The 22844-nt window shown below is 46.8% G+C and carries 20 protein-coding genes and 1 tRNA gene; 5 read left to right on the top strand and 16 right to left on the bottom strand.

Features of this window, described 5'->3' with window-relative positions; translation table 11 throughout:
* Positions 1-224: 224 nt before the first annotated feature.
* The 8 genes from Q0460_RS01660 to gatC all read right to left on the bottom strand — a co-directional run bounded on the left by Q0460_RS01660 (position 225) and on the right by gatC (position 7402).
* Entirely contained in the window at positions 225-1010 is a 786-nt protein-coding gene (locus Q0460_RS01660; RefSeq protein ID WP_299084065.1) for a shikimate dehydrogenase, read from the bottom strand.
* Positions 1010-2041: a hypothetical protein gene (locus tag Q0460_RS01655; protein WP_299084063.1), complete on the bottom strand. Its 1032-nt coding sequence runs from the start codon at positions 2039-2041 to the stop codon at positions 1010-1012. Before Q0460_RS01655 ends, Q0460_RS01660 begins: the two co-directional genes overlap by 1 nt.
* A gap of 94 nt (positions 2042-2135) precedes the next feature.
* Positions 2136-3383 carry a serine hydroxymethyltransferase gene (locus Q0460_RS01650; protein WP_299084061.1) on the bottom strand — a complete coding sequence of 416 codons (1248 nt, stop codon included), beginning with the start codon at positions 3381-3383 and terminating at the stop codon, positions 2136-2138.
* A 2-nt stretch (positions 3384-3385) separates the two neighbouring features.
* Entirely contained in the window at positions 3386-4879 is a 1494-nt protein-coding gene (gene lysS, locus Q0460_RS01645) for a lysine--tRNA ligase (protein ID WP_299084057.1), read from the bottom strand.
* A gap of 1 nt (position 4880) precedes the next feature.
* Entirely contained in the window at positions 4881-5348 is a 468-nt protein-coding gene (locus Q0460_RS01640) for a Fur family transcriptional regulator (protein WP_005871221.1), read from the bottom strand.
* Positions 5345-6022 (bottom strand): CvpA family protein, encoded by a 678-nt coding sequence (locus tag Q0460_RS01635; protein WP_100067315.1) that lies wholly within the window; start codon positions 6020-6022, stop codon positions 5345-5347. Before Q0460_RS01635 ends, Q0460_RS01640 begins: the two co-directional genes overlap by 4 nt.
* On the bottom strand, positions 6022-7104 hold the full coding sequence (locus tag Q0460_RS01630) for a type IV pilus twitching motility protein PilT (RefSeq protein ID WP_005871218.1): 1083 nt from the start codon (positions 7102-7104) through the stop codon (positions 6022-6024). Before Q0460_RS01630 ends, Q0460_RS01635 begins: the two co-directional genes overlap by 1 nt.
* 10 nt (positions 7105-7114) lie before the next feature.
* The gene (gatC, locus tag Q0460_RS01625; protein WP_291939991.1) at positions 7115-7402 is read right to left on the bottom strand and encodes an Asp-tRNA(Asn)/Glu-tRNA(Gln) amidotransferase subunit GatC; all 288 of its coding nucleotides are present in this window, start codon (positions 7400-7402) and stop codon (positions 7115-7117) included.
* Between the two features lie 116 nt (positions 7403-7518).
* On the opposite strand from gatC, the gene Q0460_RS01620 reads away from it, so the two are divergent.
* Genes Q0460_RS01620 through hisG form a run of 5 tightly spaced genes read left to right on the top strand, consistent with a single transcriptional unit; the run spans position 7519 to position 10620 of the window.
* The gene (locus tag Q0460_RS01620; RefSeq protein ID WP_299084054.1) at positions 7519-8070 is read left to right on the top strand and encodes a hypothetical protein; all 552 of its coding nucleotides are present in this window, start codon (positions 7519-7521) and stop codon (positions 8068-8070) included.
* The gene (locus Q0460_RS01615) at positions 8070-9083 is read left to right on the top strand and encodes an L-seryl-tRNA selenium transferase (protein ID WP_299084051.1); all 1014 of its coding nucleotides are present in this window, start codon (positions 8070-8072) and stop codon (positions 9081-9083) included. The genes Q0460_RS01620 and Q0460_RS01615 overlap by 1 nt, the downstream gene beginning before the upstream one ends.
* Positions 9084-9132: 49 nt before the next feature.
* Positions 9133-9405 (top strand): hypothetical protein, encoded by a 273-nt coding sequence (locus Q0460_RS01610; protein WP_299084048.1) that lies wholly within the window; start codon positions 9133-9135, stop codon positions 9403-9405.
* On the top strand, positions 9392-10012 hold the full coding sequence (locus Q0460_RS01605; RefSeq protein ID WP_299084044.1) for a type III pantothenate kinase: 621 nt from the start codon (positions 9392-9394) through the stop codon (positions 10010-10012). The genes Q0460_RS01610 and Q0460_RS01605 overlap by 14 nt, the downstream gene beginning before the upstream one ends.
* Positions 10009-10620: an ATP phosphoribosyltransferase gene (hisG, locus tag Q0460_RS01600; protein WP_297924251.1), complete on the top strand. Its 612-nt coding sequence runs from the start codon at positions 10009-10011 to the stop codon at positions 10618-10620. Before Q0460_RS01605 ends, hisG begins: the two co-directional genes overlap by 4 nt.
* Before the next feature lie 805 nt (positions 10621-11425).
* Here hisG and dnaE read toward each other — a convergent pair.
* The 8 genes from dnaE to putP form a co-directional block, all read right to left on the bottom strand.
* A complete protein-coding gene (dnaE, locus tag Q0460_RS01595; RefSeq protein WP_299084039.1) occupies positions 11426-15559 on the bottom strand; it encodes a DNA polymerase III subunit alpha in 4134 nt (1377 codons plus the stop codon).
* Between the two features lie 95 nt (positions 15560-15654).
* On the bottom strand, positions 15655-15801 hold the full coding sequence (locus Q0460_RS01590) for a hypothetical protein (protein ID WP_299084036.1): 147 nt from the start codon (positions 15799-15801) through the stop codon (positions 15655-15657).
* A 79-nt stretch (positions 15802-15880) separates the two neighbouring features.
* Positions 15881-16561 carry an amino acid racemase gene (locus Q0460_RS01585; protein ID WP_295151179.1) on the bottom strand — a complete coding sequence of 227 codons (681 nt, stop codon included), beginning with the start codon at positions 16559-16561 and terminating at the stop codon, positions 15881-15883.
* Positions 16562-16589: 28 nt separating this feature from the next.
* Positions 16590-17900, bottom strand: coding sequence for a dicarboxylate/amino acid:cation symporter (locus Q0460_RS01580; protein WP_299084031.1), 1311 nt, complete (start codon positions 17898-17900; stop codon positions 16590-16592).
* 249 nt (positions 17901-18149) lie between these two features.
* A tRNA-Ile gene (locus tag Q0460_RS01575) sits at positions 18150-18226 on the bottom strand.
* Positions 18227-18480: 254 nt separating this feature from the next.
* Positions 18481-19137, bottom strand: coding sequence for a YccF domain-containing protein (locus Q0460_RS01570; protein WP_299084028.1), 657 nt, complete (start codon positions 19135-19137; stop codon positions 18481-18483).
* A gap of 714 nt (positions 19138-19851) precedes the next feature.
* Positions 19852-21195, bottom strand: coding sequence for a DUF2130 domain-containing protein (locus Q0460_RS01565; protein WP_299084025.1), 1344 nt, complete (start codon positions 21193-21195; stop codon positions 19852-19854).
* A complete protein-coding gene (putP, locus tag Q0460_RS01560; RefSeq protein ID WP_299084022.1) occupies positions 21188-22696 on the bottom strand; it encodes a sodium/proline symporter PutP in 1509 nt (502 codons plus the stop codon). Before putP ends, Q0460_RS01565 begins: the two co-directional genes overlap by 8 nt.
* Positions 22697-22844: the final 148 nt, after the last annotated feature.

The raw sequence follows: 22844 nt of genomic DNA, 5'->3' as shown, positions 1-22844 counted from the left end.
CCTATTTCGGAAAAAATTCCAAACTCTGCCGCGACGCGCCATAGCGCGCGTTTTCAAAAACCGAGCGGTCTCGCCGCTTTTTAGATTAAAATTTTGCTTCGTTTCAGGCGGCGTAAAAGATAAAGCTAGCGGTGTCATCCCGCTTTATGCGGTAAATTTAAAGCAAGGCAAAAATTTTAATCGTTTGAGCGATATAAAATTTAGCGCCGCATCCGGCTCTAAATTTAGCGAAGATTTGCGGCGTAACTCATAAGCTTAATTATCTCTTGGAGATCAAATTTGCCGCCGAAAAAGAGATTGAAAGCAAGCGCGCCCTGATTTATAAGCATCTCCTTACCGTCTTTTGCTGGTAGATTTTTTGCGCGCGCGGCTTGTAAAAACGGAGTCTGCTTGCCGTAGATGGCGTCAAAAGCAAATTTAGCGCGGGATAAGATTTCATCTATTACCCCCTCGGGCGCAGGCAGCGCGTCATCTTTGAGCCCCGCGCCGGTGGCATTGACGATCAGATCGTAGTCTTTGTATTTGAAATTTTCATAGGTAAAAAACTCCTCGCAGCCGAAGTCAAAATCTTTTGCGCTGCGGTTTAGGATGTCAAATTTCACGCCGTTTTCGCCTAGCGCGTAGCCGATCGCTCGCGTCGTGCCGCCCGCACCTAAAATAAGTGCATTGCGAATCTCGCCAAAGCCCAAGATCGCGCAGAAAAAGCCTTGCGCGTCGGTGTTAAAGCCGTGCAGCGCGTTGCCTTTTAGCACTAGCGTGTTTACCGAGCCGATCTTCTGCGCCGCCTCGCTTAGGATGTCGCATGCTTTAAATGCGTCAAGTTTAAAAGGGACAGTCACGTTCGCGCCCGTAAGCTCTAAAGCTTCAAATTTAGCTCGCAGCTCCTCGCCGCGTTGCAGCAAAACTCGCCCATAGTAGGCGTCCAGCTCCAAAAATTTTATCGCGTAATTATGAAGTAGCGGCGAGAGAGAGTGGGCGATCGGGTTGCCGAAAACCGCGAATCTGTCCACTATTTCACTCGGTAAATATACGCGCCGCTGTTGATTGAGCGCATATCGCTAAGCGCCTTTTGTAGCGTCTCGCCCTCAAAAGGTCCGACTAAAATTTTAGTCACACTCTTGCTGCCGACGTGAGTTTGCAGAGCGATCGGATTATAGCCTTTTTTAGTGATTTTTTTGGTATCAGATCCATTTGGATCGTAGGCATTGGATGCGAAAACCTGCACATAACTGCCGTTTGCCACGCTGGTGCTGGTGCTCTTTGCTGCAACGCCAGCCTTTACGCTCTCACTTTTAGACTCTGGTTTGCTAGCTTCTTTTTTAGGCTCGGGCTTAGCGGGCTCTTTCTTGGTCTCAGCTTTAGCATGTTCCTTTTTAGCTTCCGTTTTTGAAAGCTCTTTTTTTACTTCTGCTTTTGCTTGTTTTTCAGGTTCTTTTTTAGGCTCCACTTTCTGCTCGACTTTTCTAATTTCGGTTTTAGAAGGTTCTTTTTTTATCTCGTCTTTTGCAGACTCTTTTTTAGGCTCGGACTTTTTTACGTCTGTTTTTTCAGACTTTTTGGCTTCGTCTTTAGGCTCAATCTTTTTACTTTCTATTTTAACTTCGGATTTTTTTGGCTCTTCTTTGATTTCGGGCTTTTGGATTTCTACTTTCTGCGCTTCAGGCTGAGCGCTTGCGACGACCTTACTTTCGGAATTAGGTTCCTGGGTTTTTATCTCTACTTTGGTTGGAGCTGCAGATGCTGCATTGGGTTCTGATTTTACCTCTACAGGCTCAGGCTGCGAAGGCTCAGGCTTTTGAACTTGTACGGCAGGCTTTTGCTCCGCTTTGGCAAGCTCTTCTTCACTAGGCATAGTAAGACCTGCGTTGGTATCAATATCGTCTTTATTAATAGCCTTCATTATGATTAAAATGATTAAGAATAAAACTACGACGCCGGCTGCGACGGTAAGACCTTTTTTTAAATTCGCGTTCTTATCGACATTGCCGCTATTGATCACTATGTCGTCTATGCTGCTCATATCGAAATTTTTGTCGTTCATACTCTCTCCTAAGATTATTATTTGCTTTGTAAATTCTACCACGCAAAATTTACGAAATAAATAATTCGGGTAAGCTTACCCGAATTTATTAAATTTAATACATCGCGCGGTCGTAGATGATAAAGCGGTGCGCCAAATCCCGCACCTCCTCTTTAACCTGCGCCTGAAGCTTGGAATTTGAGATGTCGCTTAGTACGTCAGCGATTTTATTTCCGATAAACTCAAATTCTTTCTCCTTCATACCGCGCGCCGTAAGTGCGGGGCTGCCGACGCGGATGCCGCTGGTGACGAACGGGCTGCGCGTCTCGCCCGGCACGGTGTTTTTATTCGTCGTAATACCTGCGTTTTCAAGCGCGGCGCTAGCGTCCTTGCCGCTAAAATCTCTATTTAAAAAGCTCATTAAAATCAGATGGTTATCGGTGCCGCCGCTAACGAGATCAAAGCCGCGCCCGACCAGCGTTTCGCCCAAAACTCTAGCGTTTGCCTTGACCTGCTTGGCGTAGACCTTCCACTCAGGGCTTAGATTGTGTTTAAAGCCCACCGCCTTTGCAGCGATTACGTGCATTAGCGGGCCGCCTTGGATACCTGGAAAGATCGCCGAGTTGATCTTTTTAGCAAATTCCTCGTCGTTGGTCATTATGATGCCGCCTCGCGGACCGCGAAGCGTCTTGTGCGTGGTCGAGCTTACGACGTGGCAGTGCGGAAACGGATTAGTATGTTCGCCCGCGACGACGAGCCCTGCGACATGCGCTACGTCGGCGAAAAGAAACGCGTCCACGCTATCAGCGATCTGTCTAAATTTAGCAAAATCTATCTCGCGCGTATAGGCGCTTGCGCCGCAAACGATCATCTTTGGTTTTACGATCTGAGCGATCTCAAGCACCTTATCGTAGTTTATGCGACCGTCAAGCTCCACGCCGTACTCGAAGCTCTCATACATCTTTCCGCTGCTTGAGACCTTCGCGCCGTGCGTCAAATGCCCGCCGTGGCTAAGAGCCATGCCTAAAATTTTATCGCCCGGTTTCAAAAACGCGGCATATACGCCTTGATTGGCTTGGCTGCCACTGTTTGGCTGGACGTTTGCAAACTCACAGCCGAAGAGCTTTTTGCAGCGATCGATCGCGATCTGTTCGATCTCGTCTACAAACTCGCAGCCGCCGTAGTAGCGCTTGCCGGGATAGCCCTCGGCGTATTTGTTCGTTAGCACCGAGCCCATCGCCTCCATTACCTCGGGATAGGTAAAATTTTCGCTCGCAATCATCTCCAAATAATCGCACTGGCGGGCAAGCTCTTTGTTGGTTAAACTAAAAATTTCATTATCGAATTTTTCTAAATTTGACACATTCACTCCTTCTCTAAATTTAACGGCCTCATCGCAGGGAATAAAATCACGTCGCGGATCGATTTTTTATTCAGCAAAATCATCGCCAAGCGATCGATGCCGAGCCCCCAGCCGGTAGTCGGCGGCATCGCGTAGCTAAGCGCGCGAACGTAATCCTCGTCCATCTCGTGCGCCTCGTCGTCGCCAGCATTTTTAGCGTCGATTTGAGCCTTAAATCTGGCGTATTGATCGATCGGATCATTCAGCTCATTAAAGGCGTTGGCTAGCTCTTTGCCTGCGATGTAAAGCTCAAATCTCTCGGCTATCTGCGGATTTTCATCGCTTCTGCGCGAAAGTGGGCTGATCGAGATCGGAAAATCTACGATGAAGGTCGGATTTATGAGCTTAGCTTCTACGTAATTATCAAAAAGTTCGCTCTGCAGGTGGCCTAGATCGAGCTTTTCACTGACTTCAAATTTATCCTCTTTGAGCTTTGCGATGATCTTTTCGCGATCATTTACGATCTGCGGCTCGATGCCGCCTATCTGAGTAAGCGCGTCAATATACTTTATGCGCGCAAAAGGCTTTGAAAAATCTATCTCGCGCTCATCGTAGGTTAAAATTTCACCCAGCCCGAGCCTCTTAAACAGCGCTTTAAATAGCTCCTCGGTTAGGTTCATCGCGTCGTTATAATCATGCCACGCCCAGTAGAATTCTATGCTGGTAAATTCCGGATTGTGCGTCAGATCCATGCCCTCGTTGCGGAAATTTCGGTTGATCTCAAAGACCGCCTCCATGCCGCCTACGACGAGGCGCTTAAGATACAGCTCCGGCGCGATACGCAGGTAGCGATCGACGTCGAGGGCGTTGTGGTGCGTGATGAAAGGCTTAGCGTTCGCGCCGCCCGCGATTGGGTGCATCATCGGCGTTTCGACCTCTAAAAATCCATGCTTTTCAAAAAAGCTGCGAATCTCGCTAACGATGATCGAGCGCTTAATAAAATCCGCGCGGATCTCGGGGTTCATTATCATATCGAGGTATCTTTGGCGGTAGCGCATCTCGATATCGACAAGGCCATGAAATTTCTCCGGAAGCGGGCAGATCGCTTTAGACGCGAGCGTTATTTTGCTGGCATGGATCGAAAACTCGCCTGTTTGGGTGACGAAAGCGTATCCGCGCACTAAAATTATATCGCCTACTTCGAGATTTTTCTTAAATTTAGAGTAATCCTCCTCGCCGATACTGTCGCGAGAGTAATAAATTTGAATATTACCGCTTTGATCTTCTATGTTTGCAAAGGTGGATTTGCCCGCGACGCGCTTTAGCTTTAACCTTCCGGCAAGGCTTATCTCCTCGCTCGCTTTTTTATCCTCGGTATCTTTTATGTAGCCGAATTTTTCTTTAAACTCGGCTATGCTCATATCTTTTTTTAGAAAGTGTGGATAAGGATTAGCCCCTAAATTCCGAAGTTCCGATGCCTTATCTATCCTTTGGATTTCTAACTGGCTATCAAACAATCTACTTCCTTTTCGCCGCGCATTCAGGGCAAATTCCATACAGCTGCATCATGTGCCCCGTAAGCGTAAATCCGTGCTCTTTGGCGACGGCAAGCTGTTTGCGCTCGATAGTGGCGTCTTGAAATTCTATGATCTTGTTGCAGCTTTTGCAGATTAAGTGGTCGTGGTGAGGCTTGTTGGCAAGCTCAAATTTCTTGCCCTGTGCGCCAAATGAGATCGACGTCGCCATCCCCGAATCCTCTAATAAATTTAAGGTGCGATACACCGTCGCTATGCCTACGTTTAGCTCCGGAAATTTCGCTTTGATCTCGTTGTGAAGCGCCTCAGGTGTGAAGTGTTTGTTATTGTTATAAAGCGTGCGGAGCAAAACCTCGCGCTGCTTAGTATATTTTAAACCGCTAGCGGCAAGCGCCTTTTTAAACTCAACAATTAGAGCGTCAAACTCTAAATTTTCGATTTTTGCATTCATAATTTTGTCCTTTCTGTAGAATTTACTTCTGAACTGGCGTTAAAATCGCTAGGTTCAGTGCTTTGATTTTGATCCGAGTTCATACGGGCGGTAGAATTCTGATCTTTTAAGAGCTTATCATCCATCTTAGAACCGATAGAATCCAAGCTTTGTTTGATCTTCGGATCGTCTTTGAGATTTAAAATCCAATTTCCTATTTTTAAAAAAATCGGCGCAGTTTTGCTGCTTTCAAAATACTTTTTGGTCTGTTCATTCATCGACATAGGACCGCTTGCAAGCGTAACGATAACGGCAAAAATCAAGAAAATTTTACTTACGCTAAACACGAAACCGCCGATCTTATCGACAAATCCGAGTCCGCTCCATTTAAAGAATTTTGAAATAATTTCGCCTATAATCAGACACGAGATCCATACGCCAAAAAGCACAGCGATAAAGCCGATTAGAACCTGCGTCGTATCACCTGAAAGCACGCCGTTTGCATTCTGTAAAGCGGGAATTTTGGCTGCAATCCACTCGCCTGCCATAGTTTTATAACGCATCGCGGCAAAAAGACCGCCGATGAGACCCAAAATTCCAAAAATTTCTTTTACAATGCCGTTGGTGATACCGCGCAGTCCGAAGAGCACTACGAGTACTAAACAGCCGACGTCGAACCAATTAATACCTTCCATCAAGCACCCACCACGCCTATTAACTCTTGCAGGTTAGTCGAGTACCTAAACGCCGTATCTTTTGAAATTTGATTTGCACGGATCGCTTTAACCATCGCTTGAGTTTGAGTTATCATACCGGTAGATTGCTGATTTAGCTGCATTTGAGAGTAAATTTGATGCACCTTGTTTTCGCGGATTAGATTTGCTACGGCATTGTTATTGAGCAAAATTTCATGGATCGCGATACGTCCGCCGCCAAGCTTTGGCAAAAGCGATTGCGAAATGACCGCGGTAAGTGATACGGAGAGCATATTTCGCACTTGGAGCTGCTCGCCGCCATCAAAGCTATCGATAATACGGTTGATCGTCTGCATCGCGGAGTTGGTGTGCAGCGTACCAAATACCAAGTGACCGGTCTCAGCCGCGGTAATGGCAATCGAGATAGTCTCTCTATCGCGCATCTCACCCACGAGGATAATATCCGGGTCCTCACGCAAGGCAAATTTTAACGCATTAGCGTAGGAATGGGTATCAGTGCCGATATTTCTGTGAGAGAAAAGTGCTTTTTTATTGGTATGGACGAACTCAACCGGATCTTCAACGGTGATGATGTGTTTGCGCTCTTTTTCGTTGATCTCGTTTAGCATCGCGGCAAGAGTAGTTGATTTACCGCTACCAGTAGGCCCGGTAACCAAAATCATACCTTTTTCGTGCTTAACTACCTCTTTAAAAATCGTAGGGGCTTTTAAATCGTCCAGACTAGGAATATCGATAGGAATAATACGAAATGCAGCAGCCAAATCGCCGTTCATAGTGTAATAGTAATTGCCACGGAAGCGTCCGATATTAGGAAGCTCAATCGCAAAGTCGAGCTCTTTATTTTCCTCGAGCGCACTTTTTTGAGCATCGGTAATGAGCGCGTAGCAGATATACTCGATATCCGTGCCCTTAAGCGGGTCCATGGCAAGTGGGCGCAATGTTCCGTCGATACGTATTTGAGGCGCCGAGCGCGAAACTAAGTGGAGGTCGCTCGCTTTGTTAAAAACGACGGTTTTTAGTAGAGTTTCGATATCTACTAAATTTCTTTGAACTTCTTCCATAAAATTCCTTTCAATCTATGATTTTCGGTACTACGAAGTAGCCGCCTTCGGACTGCGGAGCATGCTTTAAGACGCTTTCTGCAACGTCGCTTTTGCGTGGAATATCTTTGCGAAACGGAGTACCGCCTTTCAGCGTAGTGATAGCCGCCTCGCCGCTTTGTAAATCCAGCTCATTTAAAATTTCTACAAAATCTACGATATTATTTAATTGCCCTTTAAATTCTTCTCGCTTAGCATCCGGAATTTTAAGAGCAGATAGCCTTTCCAGCTTACTTAGCAAGGCGTCGTCTATTATCATAACTTTCCTTTTTCTGATAAATGCGACATTATATCATAAAAATTCTTTATCTTAGGCGGTATTTAAAATTTTTTATGCTACAATTACGCCGATTTTCTCAAATAAAGGACTAAATTTTGGCTTTAAAAGACGACATCGAAGGCGTGAAAAAAGAGATTGGCACAGAAGAGCAGTTTCTAGAAAGCGTCATAAAAAGCGAAATTTTCGTAAAAAAATACAAAAAGCCGCTGATATTTTTGGCTGCGGTTTTGATCGTAGCGTTTATCGGATATTACGCAAATGAATTTCTAAGTGATCGCCGCATAGCAAGTGCTAACGCGATCTATGACGAGCTGCTTAACAAGCGCGATGACGCTAAGCTAGCCGAGCTTAAGCAAAAAGATATAAATCTATACGCTCTTTATATTTTGCAAAACGGCTCTGCAGACGAGCGAGTGGCGCTAGAAAATACCCAAGGCATCGATGTTATGCTAAAAGAGATAATAAATCTACAAAACGGCAAACAAGGCGGAGTGCTACTCGCCGATTACGATTCTTTGCTCAAAGGCTACGACCTGCTAAAAGAAGGCAAAATCGAGCAAGCTCACGCAGAGCTAGATAAAATTCCGCTCAACTCGCCCGTTCGTCAAATCGCACTTGCTTTGAAACACTATGGAGGCAATAAATAATGAAAAAAACGCTGATATTTACGCTTTTACTATCGTTTTTATTTTTAGGCTGCTCGACGAAGCGCCAGTATTTCGAACCTAGCGACGAAAACATCACAGGTGATATGAAATTTAATGGCTCACTGCCATCGGAAATCGTAGCGGTTAGTAAAGATGGTGCGACGCTAAAAGACGGCGAAGTCATCTCTAAAAACGGATTGGTGAAAAATTTCAAAGTCTTAAAAAGTGAGAAATTTTTAGGCGAATATGACGGAAATTTCGTCGTAACCGATATCAATGGCACGCTTAAAGTAGTTAGTGGCACAGGCGCCGTAAAATTTGAAAAAGCCCTAGGCAGACAAGCGCTCAGTGCAAATATACGCGGCGATGATTTGGCTTTAGTGATGAGCGATGATTCGATCATGCTTATCAAGCTAAGCTCGGGCGCAGTGGTACTTGATCATAAAGTAGGCGATGCATTCGCAATCGATTCGCGCGTGGCGTCACCAATATTTATCAACCAACTTATCGCTTATCCTGCGTTAGATGGACTAGTCAGCATCGCAGAAAACGTAGGTGGGCGCTCGGCACGCGATTTTGTCGTAAGCAACCAGCCGTTTTTTAACAACATTATCGCCTTAGAAAACAAGGGCGATAACCTTTATGCTGTGACCGCCACTAGGCTAATGCTGGTAAGTCCTGCGGGCAATAAAAATCATAACGTAGACATCAAAGACGTGATTTTTAGCGGCGATAGAATTTATCTTTTCTTAAAAGACGGCAGAGTCGAGCTACTTGATCGCGGACTAAATTTGATCAAATCACGCAAATTCACCTTCGCACAGTTTAGCGGCGCACTGCTTAGCGGCGGCTATCTGTATATCATCGAGCGCAACGGCTACGTCATCCGCGTGGACGAAAATTTAGAGGGACAAGCGATCTACGAGCTAAATGGCGAGTTTGAGGATAAGTCTTTTATCGCAGGCAGCTCATTTTACTACGACGATAAAATTTTAAATTTTGATGCTAGATAAAATTTCAAAACTTTGCGTTCGCGAAGACCTTTTGCTTCAAAAATTCCAAATGCTAGATATCGCTAGCTTCACGCGCTCACGATCATACGGCGCGTATTTTGGCGTGGATCTGAAAAGCTACAACGTCCTTTTGTTTATGCGCGACGCAAAATCTCGCTTTGTAATGCGCGATGCGGAATTTCTACTCTCGCTCGCAAGCGACATTAGCGCAAGCCTAGGCAAGGTCGTGAAAAAGCGCGTGCTGTTTTACAACTCGCAGATGTGCTCTAAAAGCGCGAAATTTTTAAAAGAAAACGGATTTAGCCTCTATGCTTTTGTGTGACGTAGGAAATTCCAGGGTTAAATTTTATAAAGGCGGCGTAACGCAAAGTATGCCTGTAGCGGAGTTTATGAGGTACGAGCCGAGGGAGCAAATTTTTTTCATTAGCGTCAATGATAGTGTGAAAAAAAAGCTAAAAAACCCTCTGCTTGTTGATCTGGCACCGCACTTTGAGCTAAAAACCGCCTACCGTGGGCTTGGGATCGACCGCATAGCGGCGTGCTCGGCGGTGACGACGGGCGTCGTCGTCGATGCGGGCAGCGCAATCACCGTGGATTTGATGTTTAAAGGCTCGCACCTAGGCGGATTTATAATGCCCGGTATCGGCACACTTTTAAAATCTTTCGCGAGCATCGCGCCCGTGCTGGATGTCACGCTTTCAACCAATATCGATCTGGACCCGCTACCGCAAAAGACCGTAAACGCCGTAAACTACGGGATTTTAAAGCCTATCGTGCTTACGATCGAAAACATCGCGGGCAATAATAAAATTTACTTCACGGGCGGCGACGGAGCCTATCTAATGCGGTATTTTCGCAACTCGATCTTTGAAAAGGATCTGATCTTTAAATCGATGGTAAGCTTGATCGCAAAAAAGGGGCTCGCATGATAACCATAGCGCTACCGAAAGGCCGTATAGCCGACGATACACTTAAAATTTTCAAAACCATCTTCGGGCTTGATTTTGCCTTTGAGGATCGCAAACTCATAATGCAAGAGGGCGATTTTAAATTCCTCTACGTCCGCAACCAAGATATCCCTACTTACGTTATGGGCGGTGCGGCGGATATCGGCGTAGTGGGGCTTGACGTGCTTGAGGAGCATCGCCCCGACGTACTTACGCTGCTCGATCTTAAAATCGGAAAATGCCGCGTCTGTGTGGGCGTACATGCGGGCACTCAGCTAAACTACGGCGCTCCGAGCCTTAAGATCGCTACGAAAATGCCCAACATCACTCGCGAATACTTCGCCTCCAAGGCCGTCGCCGTAAATATCATCAAACTCTACGGCTCGATCGAGCTAGCCCCGCTCATAGGGCTTGCCGACGCTATCGTCGATGTCGTGGAGACCGGCGCTACGATGAAGCAAAACGGGCTGCAACCCGCAGAAACCATAATGCAAAGCTCGGCGCACCTCATCGCCAACAAAAACAGCTTCGTGCTAAAGCGCGATGAAATTTTAAATTTAAGAGATAAACTAGCCCGCACGATCGCGTAAATGCTCGCTTGCCCTGCCACGCAGTGCTTGCGGCAGGCGCGGCATATTTTGCGTGAGAATCATCACCACTTTGGCGCGCTGTCGTTTAAAAAACCGCTGCTGCGTATAGAATTTTACGGCAGCAACCAACCGCACCGATTAAATTTAAACAATTGATTTATCAAGAAGCGTAGGCACTTTACCTAGCCATACAGCGTAAAATTTTAAAATTCTGTCGCTACAAATTTTAAAATTTAGCCTAAATTTACAGCTCGCGAAATTTCAAAACACAAACCTCCGCAGCGTAGAATTTTAAAATTCCAAAATCCCACTCTGTATTTCGCGCGGTAAAATTTTACGCTACGCGCAGAGATATGCCAAAGCAAAACTTCGCAAAATTTTAGCTTTAAATTTGAAAGCGCGCATACCGTTTGTCGAACCGACAGCAAACTACCGCGACGACAAACTACGCTCTGCTGAAGCATGAAAGCGAGCTGTCATTACGGAAATACAAGCGGCATATCACAAGCCTTACCAACGCAATGAAGCAGAGGCAGTCTATATTTTTGTAAATTGAGAGCACAATAAAATTCCGCCGCTATAAACGCAATAAATTTATATATCACGGACGATCTGCGTGGTTTTAGTTCTTGCGTGCAGCACAATAGAATTTTATGCTAAGCAAGCCTGGGTTGTCGAAAACCACCTTACTTTATTATCTCGGCCGCGCCAAAAAACTATGACTGTTTGCGATGCCAAAAGCTACTTACGTGCAGAGCGGACAAGAATAAAATTTAACCGATCCAGCGCGACGAAAGAGCCGCACCTACGCCGCGATGATTTCGCGCACCTTTTCGGTGAAATTATCGCTCACGATGTATTCGGTCGGATAAACTAGCACCTCGCTGCCGTTGCGGATCCGTAAAATCAGCCGCTTGGTGTTTTTTAGCGCCGTGTCGCAAAAGGCGAGGTGGTAAATTTTATAAATTTTCTCGCGACTAAGCTCGCCCAAGCTTAGCTCAAACTCGAAATCCTGCGCGTTTTTGCGCTGTGCCTCGCGCTCTTTGCGCGCCTTAAAAGCGGGATCTTCCGCAGCAAAACCGCCCCTTCGCTCCGCGAAATTTCCTCCGCCGAAGCCTCCAGCTCGTTCGCCGCCGAAGCCGGAATTACCGCCATTAAAGCCTCCGCGCTCCCTACCACCGAAGCCTCGCACCTTACTAGGCACGTAGCCATCGATATTTTGCGCGGCATCTAGGGTTAAAATTTCATCCAAATAAATTTGAAATTTCCCGCCGTAAGGGGATGTATTTTTGCTAAGCCGCGCCCAAAACGCCATCGGGCGCTCCAGCTCCGCATCCGTTAGCGCAGTGACCGCATCACAAATATCGCCGAATACGCTCATCTCGAAGCTACCCGCAAGATCGAGCACCGTGAGATTTGCCATCTGCTTGCCCGATTTGGTCGTGCGGGTGTGGACGTTTTCGATCTTGCCGACGCATAAAATTTTAACGCTTGCGTCCTCGTCGCCCGCCAGTTCGTCAAATTCGTTCGATTTGGTATGCGCGATCGCGCCAAGCTGCGCGGCGTAGGCTTTGAGTGGATTCTCGCTCAAAAATACTCCCGCGTGCGGACGGAAGCTCGCATCTCGAGCGTTTTGCAGGCTCATCATCGAAAGAAACGACAGCTGATACGCTGCACCGCCAACCGCGCTTTTTGAAATTTTAATCATAAAGGCGTACGGGCGCTCCCGCTCCTGTGAGCTTAAGTTTTCGATCGCCTTTAGCGCGTTATCAAACACCGCAAGCTCGAAGCTGCCGTGCAGATCAAGCACGTTTAAAATCCCCATTTTTTTGCCCGTTTTCGTCATGCGCGTTGACAGATCCTCGATCCGCCCCACGCTAAGAACCTCGGCGCTATCGCCCTCGATCTCGCTAAACGCCGAGGATAGCGTATAGTCGATGCCCTCCATCTCCTCTTTATAATCATCCAACGGATGCCCCGAGAGATACACGCCCACGGTCTGCTGCTCAAATTTCAAAATTTCGCCCTGCGGAAATTCCTTATCGGTATCGACGAAGCTTACGCTCATGCCGCTCGTCATATCCTCATCCTCGCCAAAAAGCGAGCTTGCGGCGTCCTTTTTAATCTCGGTGATCTTTTTCATCACGTCTAGGATATTTTCCATATTTTGAATCATCGCCAGGCGACTCTTACCCAGACAATCCATCGCGCCTGCGTAGATCAGCGACTCGATGACCTTTTTATTGACGCGGAAATTATCCACTCGCGAAGCAAAATCGTCGATGCTTTGAAATTTAGCCTCGCTTTGAAGCTCTAAGATATTCTCGATCGCGGCGCCGCCCACCCCCTTGATCGCGCCGAGGCCGTAGATGATCGAGGTGCCAGATTTGGAATTTTCATCATCCACGACGCTAAAGCCCCTTAAGCTTTGATTGATCGACGGCGGCAAAAGCCCGATACCTAGGCGGCTAGCCTCGTCGATATATTTTGAAATTTTATCGGTGTTGCCCTCTTCTGAAGTAAGCAGCGCCGCCATAAACTCCGCCGGATAGTAGGTCTTAAGATAGGCCGTTTGAAAGGTGATCATCGAATACGCCGCGGCGTGAGATTTGTTAAAGCCGTAGGAGGCAAATTTCATAATCAGATCAAATAGCTCATCCGCTTTCGCTACGTCAAAGCCCAGCTCTTTGGCGCCGCTTAGATACTGCTCGCGCATGTGAGCGAGCTTCTTCTCATCCTTTTTACCCATAGCGCGGCGCACCAGATCAGCATCGCCCAAGCTAAAGCCGCCTACCTTCTGCACGATCTGCATAACCTGCTCTTGATAGACGATGATGCCGTATGTTGGCTCTAAAATTTCTTTTATCTCCGGAAAGATGTAGCTTGCTTTTAGCTCGCCGTGTTTGATCCTGATAAAATCGGGGATTAGATCCATCGGCCCAGGGCGGTAGAGCGAGATCATCGCGATGATATCCTCGAAGCGGTCCGGGCGCAGGTTCATCGCCAAATCCTGCATGCCCGCGCCCTCGATTTGAAAAATCCCCAGCGTGTTGCCGCTTTGAATCGTTTTGTAAGTTTGCGGATCGTTAAAATCGATCTCCTCCCAAACTATGTCGCGATTATAGCGGCGCTTGACGAGCTTGATGGCGTTATTGATCACATCGAGATTTTTTAGACCCAGGAAGTCAAATTTTATCAGATCGACGTCCTCAAGATAATTTTTGGTGTATTGCGTTACTAGGCGCGCATCCTCGCCCTTATCCTGCTTAAATAGCGGCGCTTTATTCCACAGCGGCTCGTTTGAGATCACTACGCCCGCAGCGTGCATGCCTGCGTTGCGATTTAGCCCTTCAAGGCCCAGCGCAAACTCCCAAACCTGCTGTGCGATCGGATCTGCGTCGATAAATTCTTTCAGCTTCGGCTCGGCGTCGTAAGCCTGCGTAAGCGTGATGCCGAGCTTATCGGGGATCAGCTTCGCCATCTTATCGGCCTGCGAAAGCGGCATATCGCAGACGCGAGCCACGTCCCGAATAACGCCGCGCGCGAGCAGCTTACCGAAGGTCGCAACCTGCGCGACGTTGTATTTGCCGTACTGATCGATGACGTAGTCGATCACCTCGCCTCTGCGCGCCTGGCAAAAGTCCACGTCGATGTCGGGCATTGAGATACGCGACGGATTTAAAAATCGCTCGAAAAGCAGATTATACGGGATCGGATCGAGGTCGGTAATGCGAAGCGCATACGCACAGATGCTGCCCGCCGCAGAGCCGCGACCTGGGCCAACCGGGATGTCGTGATCCTTCGCCCAGTTGATGAAATCCTGCACGATGACCATATAGCCCGAAAAATGCATGTTTTTGATGATGGCAAGCTCCTTTTCCAGGCGCTCGCGATAAATTTCGTGTTTCTGTGGGTCGATAAATTTAAGACGTTCTTTAAGCCCCTCGCGGCACAGATAATCGAATAAAAAATCATCGTTTGCAAAGCTATAACGCTCATCGGGCTGGGGCAGCGAAAGCCCGAGCCTGGCGGCGTATTCGATCGTAAATTTAAAATTCGGCGGTGTGGGCGCATAGTCCTTCTCGTCGAAGGCAAATTTCAAATTGCACTTTTGCACGATCTCGGCGGTATTTTCGATCACTTCGGGGATGTCGGCAAAAAGCCGTCTCATCTCCTCGTCGCTTTTTACGTAAAATTCCGAAACGACATGTTTTAGGCGGTCGCCGTCGTTGATCGTCTTGCCCATCGAGATGCACTGATAGACGTCGTGGGCCTTGGCGCGATCCTTGCGCGAGTAGTGAGCGTCGTTCGTGGCGATGATCTTGACGCCGATTTCGCGCGAGAGGCGGATGAGGTCTTTATCAACGTTTAATTGCTCGCCGATGCCGTGACGCATGATCTCGAGATAAAAATCCTCGCCGAAAATTTCCTTATACTCAAGCGCCGCTTTTTTCGCCGCTTCGTAGCCGCCCGCGCCGCGTTTTAAATTTCGCTCGCTTCTATTTAGATGAAATTCCACCTCGCCCGCTAGGCACGCCGAGGAGCAGATGAGACCCTCGCTGTGCTCTTTTAAAATTTTTTTGTTAATCCTCGGGTAGTAGTAAAATCCGTCCAAAAACGCGCGCGAGCTAAGATACATTAAATTTTTATAGCCCGTCTCGTTTTTGGCAAGCAGTATCAAGTGGTAGCGCTGGCGGTCGCTTTTATCGCCGATGTCGTCGTGGTTGTGCAGGTAGGTCTCGATGCCGATGATCGGCTTGATGCCGTGCTTTTTCATCGTCTGATAAAAGTCTATCGCGCCGAACATATTGCCGTGATCGGTGATCGCGCACGCCTTGGTGCCGCGGCTTTGCAAAAGCTCGGCGAGCTCGCTTACTTTATTCGCGCCGTCTAGCAGCGAATACTCGGTGTGAAGGTGTAGGTGGGTATAGTCGCTCATTTTGATCCTTTTTCTGTTGGAGCGATTATATTAAATTCGGGCTTTAGAAACGGTCAAATTTAATGGAATTTTAGCTTAAATTTCAGCGTGAAATTTTACGAGTAAATTTTGTTAGGGAATTTTACTTCGGAGGTTTTACATTCTGGATCTTGCGGATTAAATTTTGACCAAATTTTAAGCTTAAAATGCTGTGATGAAATTTTGCTATCGTAAAATTTCACCTCGATGAAATTTTGGTTCAATATAATTCCGCAAAATTCCACGACTTAAGTCATCATAAAATTTTGCGGTTTAGAATTCCGCCTGCAAAGCCTTACAGCTCTATGATCTTGAGAATTCCACGATCGCTTTAGCAAGCTCTCTAGTAGGATCGACGAAAATTTTATCGCTTTTGATTAACGGCAAAAATAGCGGCAGCTCGGTGCAGGCAACGACGTAAATATCAGCATCGATTTTGCCTAACAAATTCTCAAAAGCCCCCACGTATTCGGCAGTCTTGCCCGCCTTAACGCCTTTGTAGATACAATCCATCAAAACCGCTTGATTTTCTTCGCCAAGCTCCACGCTGATTAGCCCCGCTTCTTTGAGCGGATCGTCGTAAATTTTAGCTTTTTTTGTACCGATAGTGGCTAGTACAGCGATTTTATGGGCATTTGGATAATTTTTACGGATCGCTTTTACGGTAACCTCGGCGATATGAATTAGCGGGATTTCCGCCGCAGCTTCTACATCGTCTGCAAAAAAATGCGCCGTGTTGCACGCCATCGCAAACGCCTTGCAGCCTGCATTTTTGAGTCTAACAGCGCTCTCGCTTAGGCGCGGAAGCGGATTTTCACCTTTGCCTAAGATAAATGCCGTGCGATCTTCGATCTGCGGATAGCTATCGATTACAAGCGGAATATTTTCTTGATCGCTGCCCGCAGCAGTCTCTTCTATGATCTTCATATACAGATCCGCACTTGCCAAAGGTCCCATTCCGCCGATAATCCCAACTCTTTTCATAGCTCGTCCTTTCTAAATTTTACTTTGGCTAATTTTCCCACTTACTCATATCCATTTCGTTTTCGCTCTTTGCGACGTAGATCGAGGCTACGACATCGCCCGTTACGTTCATCGAAGTTCGCCCCATATCCAAAATTGCGTCAATGCCTAAAATCATTCCGTAAGCGATCGCTACATTACCGCTTACCTTGACGCCGATAGATTCGAGCACTAAAAGCAGCATCAGCGCACCAGCTCCCGGAACTCCGGCAGTTCCGATCGCCGCGAGCATCGAAGTGATGATGATCGTGAGGTAGTGGCTGCTGTTTAGATCGATACCGCAAGCATTAGCGATAAAGAGCGTGCACACGCCCAAATATACGGTCGTACCGTTCATATTCACCGTAGCACCCACGGGTAAAACAAAGCCGTAGATCGCCTTTGGAATTCCCATATCTTCGGCGGTCTGCATCGTAATAGGAAGCGTACCGTTGGAGCTGCGGGTAACAAAAGCCGTAAGCATCGGCGGGCGCACTTTTTTAAGGAATTTAATCGGGCTAACTCCGATAAGCATACAAATAACGCAATAAACCGCAAATACTTGGATCGCAAGTCCCACGTATAGGGTAATCGTGACGTTTAGCAGCGAGCTGAAAGCCTCGATACCGCTTTTATTAAACACTACAAACATTAGCGCAAAAACGCCGATTGGTGCGTATTGCATTACCCAGTGCACGACTTTAAACATAATCTCGCTCATTCCGTCGAAAAAATTATAAACCGTATCAGCGGAATTTTTAATACGTGCGTCGCTACTATCGCGGCAAAACGCAAGCCCTACGCCAAAAAATAAGCAAAACGCTATGATCGGCAAAATTTCGCCTTTGGCTATGGAATCAAAAGGATTCGTAGGAATTATATTAAGCAAAATTTTACTCATACTAGGCGCGTTTGCTGCCTTCTCGACGGCCTTGGACGCATCGCTTAGATCAAGCCCGCTACCTGGAGAAAATATAAACGCACACGCTAGGCCGATGATGATCGCAAAAAGCGTCGTTATAGCGTAAAATATGATCGCCTTAACGCCTACTTTGCCAAGGTGCGCGGGCGAGATGCTGCTCGTGCCTACGATGAGCGAGCAGATGATGATCGGCACCATAATCATCTTTAAAAGTCTCACAAAAAGATCTCCCAAAGGCGTTAAAATCGCCACCCACGTGGTATCACCCACCGGCATATTTTTAGGTAGTAACATACCGATCGCAGAGCCCAACACTAAAGCGATAATGATGCGCCAAAGCAAGCTTGAGTTAAAATAAAAAGCTAAAATTCCGCCTTTTTTCGTTTGATTTTCTGACATGGACATCCCCCTGCACTAAGAATTTTAACGGAATTCTACCGCAACTTGCCATAAAATAAAATTTAATCAGTCGCCAAATGAAAGTTAAATTTGAAAATTCGATCACAAGCTTAACTGCATTTTAAAGCTGAAATTATGCGACAGGCTTTGTCTTTTGAAGTTATGAAGCAGAATTTCAAAGGAAAAACGACGCATGAAATTTATAGAATTTTGCGGATTTTGATGTAGTGAAAAGCCGAAATTTTGTGGTGGTGGGCTCACTAGGACTTGAACCTAGGACCATCCGGTTATGAGCCGGATGCTCTAACCAACTGAGCTATGAGCCCGCCAGCGGTAAAAAAGAAATGTGATTTTACAAAAATAATCTTAAAACGGCGTTAAAATTCTAACCGCGTAATTTTATGGAACTTAGGCCCACTTAAATCGTGGCTAAATTTCACACCAAAGCGCGCAACTTTATCTGATTTCCGATTAGATCACTTTCGTGCGCACAAGGCGGCGTAAATTTAAGACAAAATTTATATAAATTCCGGCTCTTAAATCCGCCATGATAATCTAATCCACTCTTAAATCGCGTAAATTAATAACTCTTTTTTACGCTAATAGGCTCCGATAGCATTTTAGGGATGCCCGGTAATTCATACGCTCCCCGGCAGATATTATTTTCGGCATCGGGGCCTTTTTCTATGATGATGGTTTTCTTTTTGGCATCCAAGCTGATTATGAAGCATTTGTGGATATTCGCGCCCATTAGATACGCCGAATTTGCTCCGTTAGGCTCTAATGGAACGTTAGTCATAGCTGAAAAATTATCAAATTTACCAGTAGCTGTATAGTAAGAACTTATATCGCTTTCAACGGTCATTAAATTTGTCGCCAACTTAGAAATCTCCGCATCATCTCTAGTAGCTACCCCAGGTAGCGCAGCCGCTACTGCAGGTAAAGCGATCGCTACGATGCATACTGTAGCTATTACCTTCGATACGGACACTTTTTGGGGCGCTACGTCATATTCGCAGTTTTGTAGCGACTTTGCGGCGACGGTAAGCGAGCTTTTATTTTTGCGCGCCATGTCGTTGATGAAGGGCAAAAATAGAAATTTGCCGTATTCCATAAAACCTAATCCCGCAGGAGCAGTCCGACTCAAACGGTTAAGGATTAAACCCGACAAATAGGTCAAGATAGCAAGGATCCAACCTCCCACAAAAAACCAAATAATGTTGCCTAGAATACGCATATTTTACCTCTTTATAAATTTATGTAAATCAAGCAAACCGCCCGTTACAGACGTTGCACAGCCTACCATTGCTTTTGCGGCGATTTGATGCGGCCTGCACGCTATGCCGCACGAAACGAGTCTTGTGCGCACAAAATTTCCCATGCGCAAAACAACTACGGAATGATAAGGGGTGGGGTTTAACGATTGGCAACAAACGCTTTTCATCGATAAAATTTTAGTATGCAAATAACTGCGGCAAGAGTGTTTACAAAATTTAAAATTTATTTTGAAAAGGTTAGGAATTTTAAAATTTTGATGATAAAATTTTATAAATTTTTATGAATTTTGCGAACCAAAATTTTAAAATTTTTACGGTACAACAAAGTGAATTCTTAAAATTTTGCTATAGCTTTTAGTGTAAAATCTTCCTAATTGAGATACAAGATAGAAATTCCAAATCAAATTTTCGCGACGTGAAGCACTTCCTTAATTATGAATTTAAAATTTTACACGCTACACAGTGCGGCATATTTCTGCCGAGATAAAATTCGCAAGCAAAATTCCAACCTCGCAAACTCAAAAGCATACGGCAATTACTTCTTGAAATTTCGCACCGCTTGCCCGTAGACAAATATCACGCCACTTTACGAAATTTCGGCCTCACGACGCAAGCTCCTCGCACTGCAAACTCGCTTCGTGCTCTCGCCATAGCCGCGATCTGTCCGCATGCTGCTATGGCGTCTCGTCGCCGTCTTGGCCTTGAAGCGCGTCCGCTTCGCCCTCTGCCGCAATCGCCTCGAGGCTTAAAATTTCATCGACATCCTCCAGCTGTGCTACACCGTTTCCTGCGATGCTTCTGATGCTTGCGTGCATCGCGATCGCGCCGTCTCGAGCACGCGCGATCTGTTTTTCGCGCTGTTTCCAGATGCGCTCCATCGCGTTGCGCTCCTTATTTAGGCTCTCTTGCATGCCGACGAATGCCGAAACGATCGTCTTTATCTGGTTTGCAAACTCGGGCGAGGTCAGATAGTCGTAGAGCATCGCCGTTTTGCTATCTTGATTTTGCCCCGATCTTTTGGCAAACGCAAGCGCCACGACGTGTTCGCGCAAGACGGCGCAAAGCCCCTTAAATTCCTCAAACGAACAGATCCAGATGCTAGCATCGCTCGGCGCTTGATGCAGCCTAGGGCTGTGAGGCGGCATCTGCTCGGTGACGATAACGCCGATCTGCGCGCCCTCGCCTATCATATCGTCTTTGAGTTTGTCGATCCATTTAGGCTCGAAGCTTTTCGTGCGCTTGCTCTCGTATAAAATTTTACCGCAGCCCGCAAACTCCCTCGTATGCACCATCTGCACGCAGTCTGCGCCGCGTGCGCCCTTTTTGACCTCATCTATCTCGTCTAAAGGAAAGTTTAGTCGCAGATACTCCTGCAGCGCGAGCTCCTGCACCTCGCCCTGAAGCTGCTGCGAGCCCACTTCCGAGCGACGCTTAAGCTCGTTTATTTGGCCGATTAGGCTTTGGATCTGCTCATCTTTTTGGCGGAATTTCAGCTCGTTTTCCTGCGAAATTTGCTTCGAAAGCCGCTCGCGCTCTTGGTTTACGCGGTTGGTTAGCTCGATCTCGGATTTGGCCTTATTCTCGGCTTCAAGCTCACTAAATTTACGCTTTTGCGCCTCCATTTCGGCCTTGATTAAATTTAGCTCGGAAATTCTTTGCGATTTTTCTTGCAGCTCCTTTTGTAAAATTTCAAATTTCGCCGCGTTTTCGCTCTCGATCTGAGATTTCGCAAGCGCTAAAATTTTCTCCCGCTCGCTGTTTAGCGCGGAATCGGTCGCCGCTTTTACGCGCTGCTCAAAGGCATTTTCCTTTGCTTGTAGTTGCGCCAGATGCTTCGCGTACTCCTCGCGCTTAGCGGCGATCTCGGCTTCAAATTTAAGCGTAGCTTCGTTTTGCTGCTGTTGCCACTTTCGCTTCTGCTGCAAAATTTCATCTTCAAATTTAGCCTTGATATCGCGTTGCAGCGCCTCGTCTATATCGACCTGAGAGCCGCAGTGCGGGCACTTTACGTTAGCCATTTTTGTTTCCTAAACTCTGCTCTTTCATCTTTTCAAATTCTTGCGAAATTTGCGCGGCATTGGGCTCATCCGCCATCTTATCGAGCACGGAGTTGTAGCGATTTACGAGCAGTATCGCAAGCGCCGAAAAGCAAAAGCCCGGCAGCAGCTCGTAAACGATCGCCGAAAGCCCCGATAATATCCAGCAAATGACCGTGATACCACCTACGAGCATACCTACTAAAGCAGAGAGCGCGCTCATTTTTTTAGAATACAGGCTGAAAAGCAGCACCGCTCCAAAGCTCGCGCCAAATCCCGCCCAAGCGTTTCCGACGACGTTTAGCACCGTATCGTTTGAGCCGAATGCCAAGATCGCGGCGAGCGCGGCGATGATCACGACGGCGATACGGCTGCTTAGCGTCTGCGTGCGCTCGCTCACCTCTTTTTTATAAAACGCAAAGATAAAATCCTTCGTAACCGCGCTCGCGCTTACCAAAAGCTGGCTTGAGATGGTGCTCATAATCGCCGCCAGCACCGCAGAGATTATGACGCCTAGAATGAATGGATGAAAGAAAATTTTACCGAGCTCAAGGAAGATTTTTTCGGGATCGTCTATGCTAAGACCTTTTTGCGAAAAATACACAAAGCCGATCAGACCGCTAAGCATCGCGCCTACTAGCCCTAGCACCATCCACGAAATTCCGATGCGGCGCGCGCTATCAAGCTTACGCGAGCTTCTAATCGCCATAAAGCGCACTATGATGTGCGGCTGCCCGAAGTATCCGAGCCCCCAAGCAAGCAGACCTAAAACGCCCAAGAAGCTTTGATTGTAAAATAGATCGAGGTGGCTCGCGCCGTATAGCCGCACCTGCGCTAAAAAGGAGCTGTCCGCAGGGATCTGTAGCCCGCGGTAAGAGAACAGAGGGATCAAAATAAGCACCGCAAACATCAGCGCGCCCTGAAATGCGTCCGTGATCGCGACGGCCTTAAATCCGCCGAAAAAGGTATAAAACACTACGATTAAGATCGTAGCGACCGCGCCGTAGGTGAAATTTAGCCCGAAAAAGCTCTCAAAGGTCTTGCCGCCCGCGATGATGCCGCTGCTAACATAGAGCGTAAAAAATATGATGATCAAAAGCCCCGAGATGATGCGAAGCGTCTTGGTGCGGTCTTTAAAGCGGTTTTCTAAAAAATCGGGGATCGTGACGCTGTCGCTTGCTACCTCGGTGTAAATTCTAAGCCTTTTTGCAAGAAATTTATAATTGCACCACGCGCCCACGCAAAGTCCTAGGGCGATCCAGATATTGCAAATTCCCGTCGCGAACATCGCGCCCGGCACCCCCAAAAGCATCCAGCCGCTCATATCGCTAGCGCCCGCGCTAAGTGCCGTTACAAATGGGCCTAGGCGGCGATTATCGAGCAGATATTCGCTTAAGCTCGCATTCTTGTCATAATAATACCTACCTATAAAAATAAGCGCGCCGAAATATATCGCGATTGCAAAATAGGTCCAAAAGCTCATCGTTGCCTCCTTTTAAAAAAGCTAATTTTACTCTATTTCAAATAAAATTTTACTTTCGGAATTTAGCCAGATTTTAACGAAATTTTAGTATTCTTGCCATTTAAATTTTAAGAAAAAGGCGCCTTGGTTGAACGAGAAAATTTTAAAG

It is taken from the genome of uncultured Campylobacter sp. (assembly GCF_937980635.1).
In the GTDB taxonomy this organism is placed as follows: domain Bacteria; phylum Campylobacterota; class Campylobacteria; order Campylobacterales; family Campylobacteraceae; genus Campylobacter_B.
Note: the sequence above shows the minus strand (reverse complement) of the source record. Positions and strands in the feature narration are given on the sequence as shown.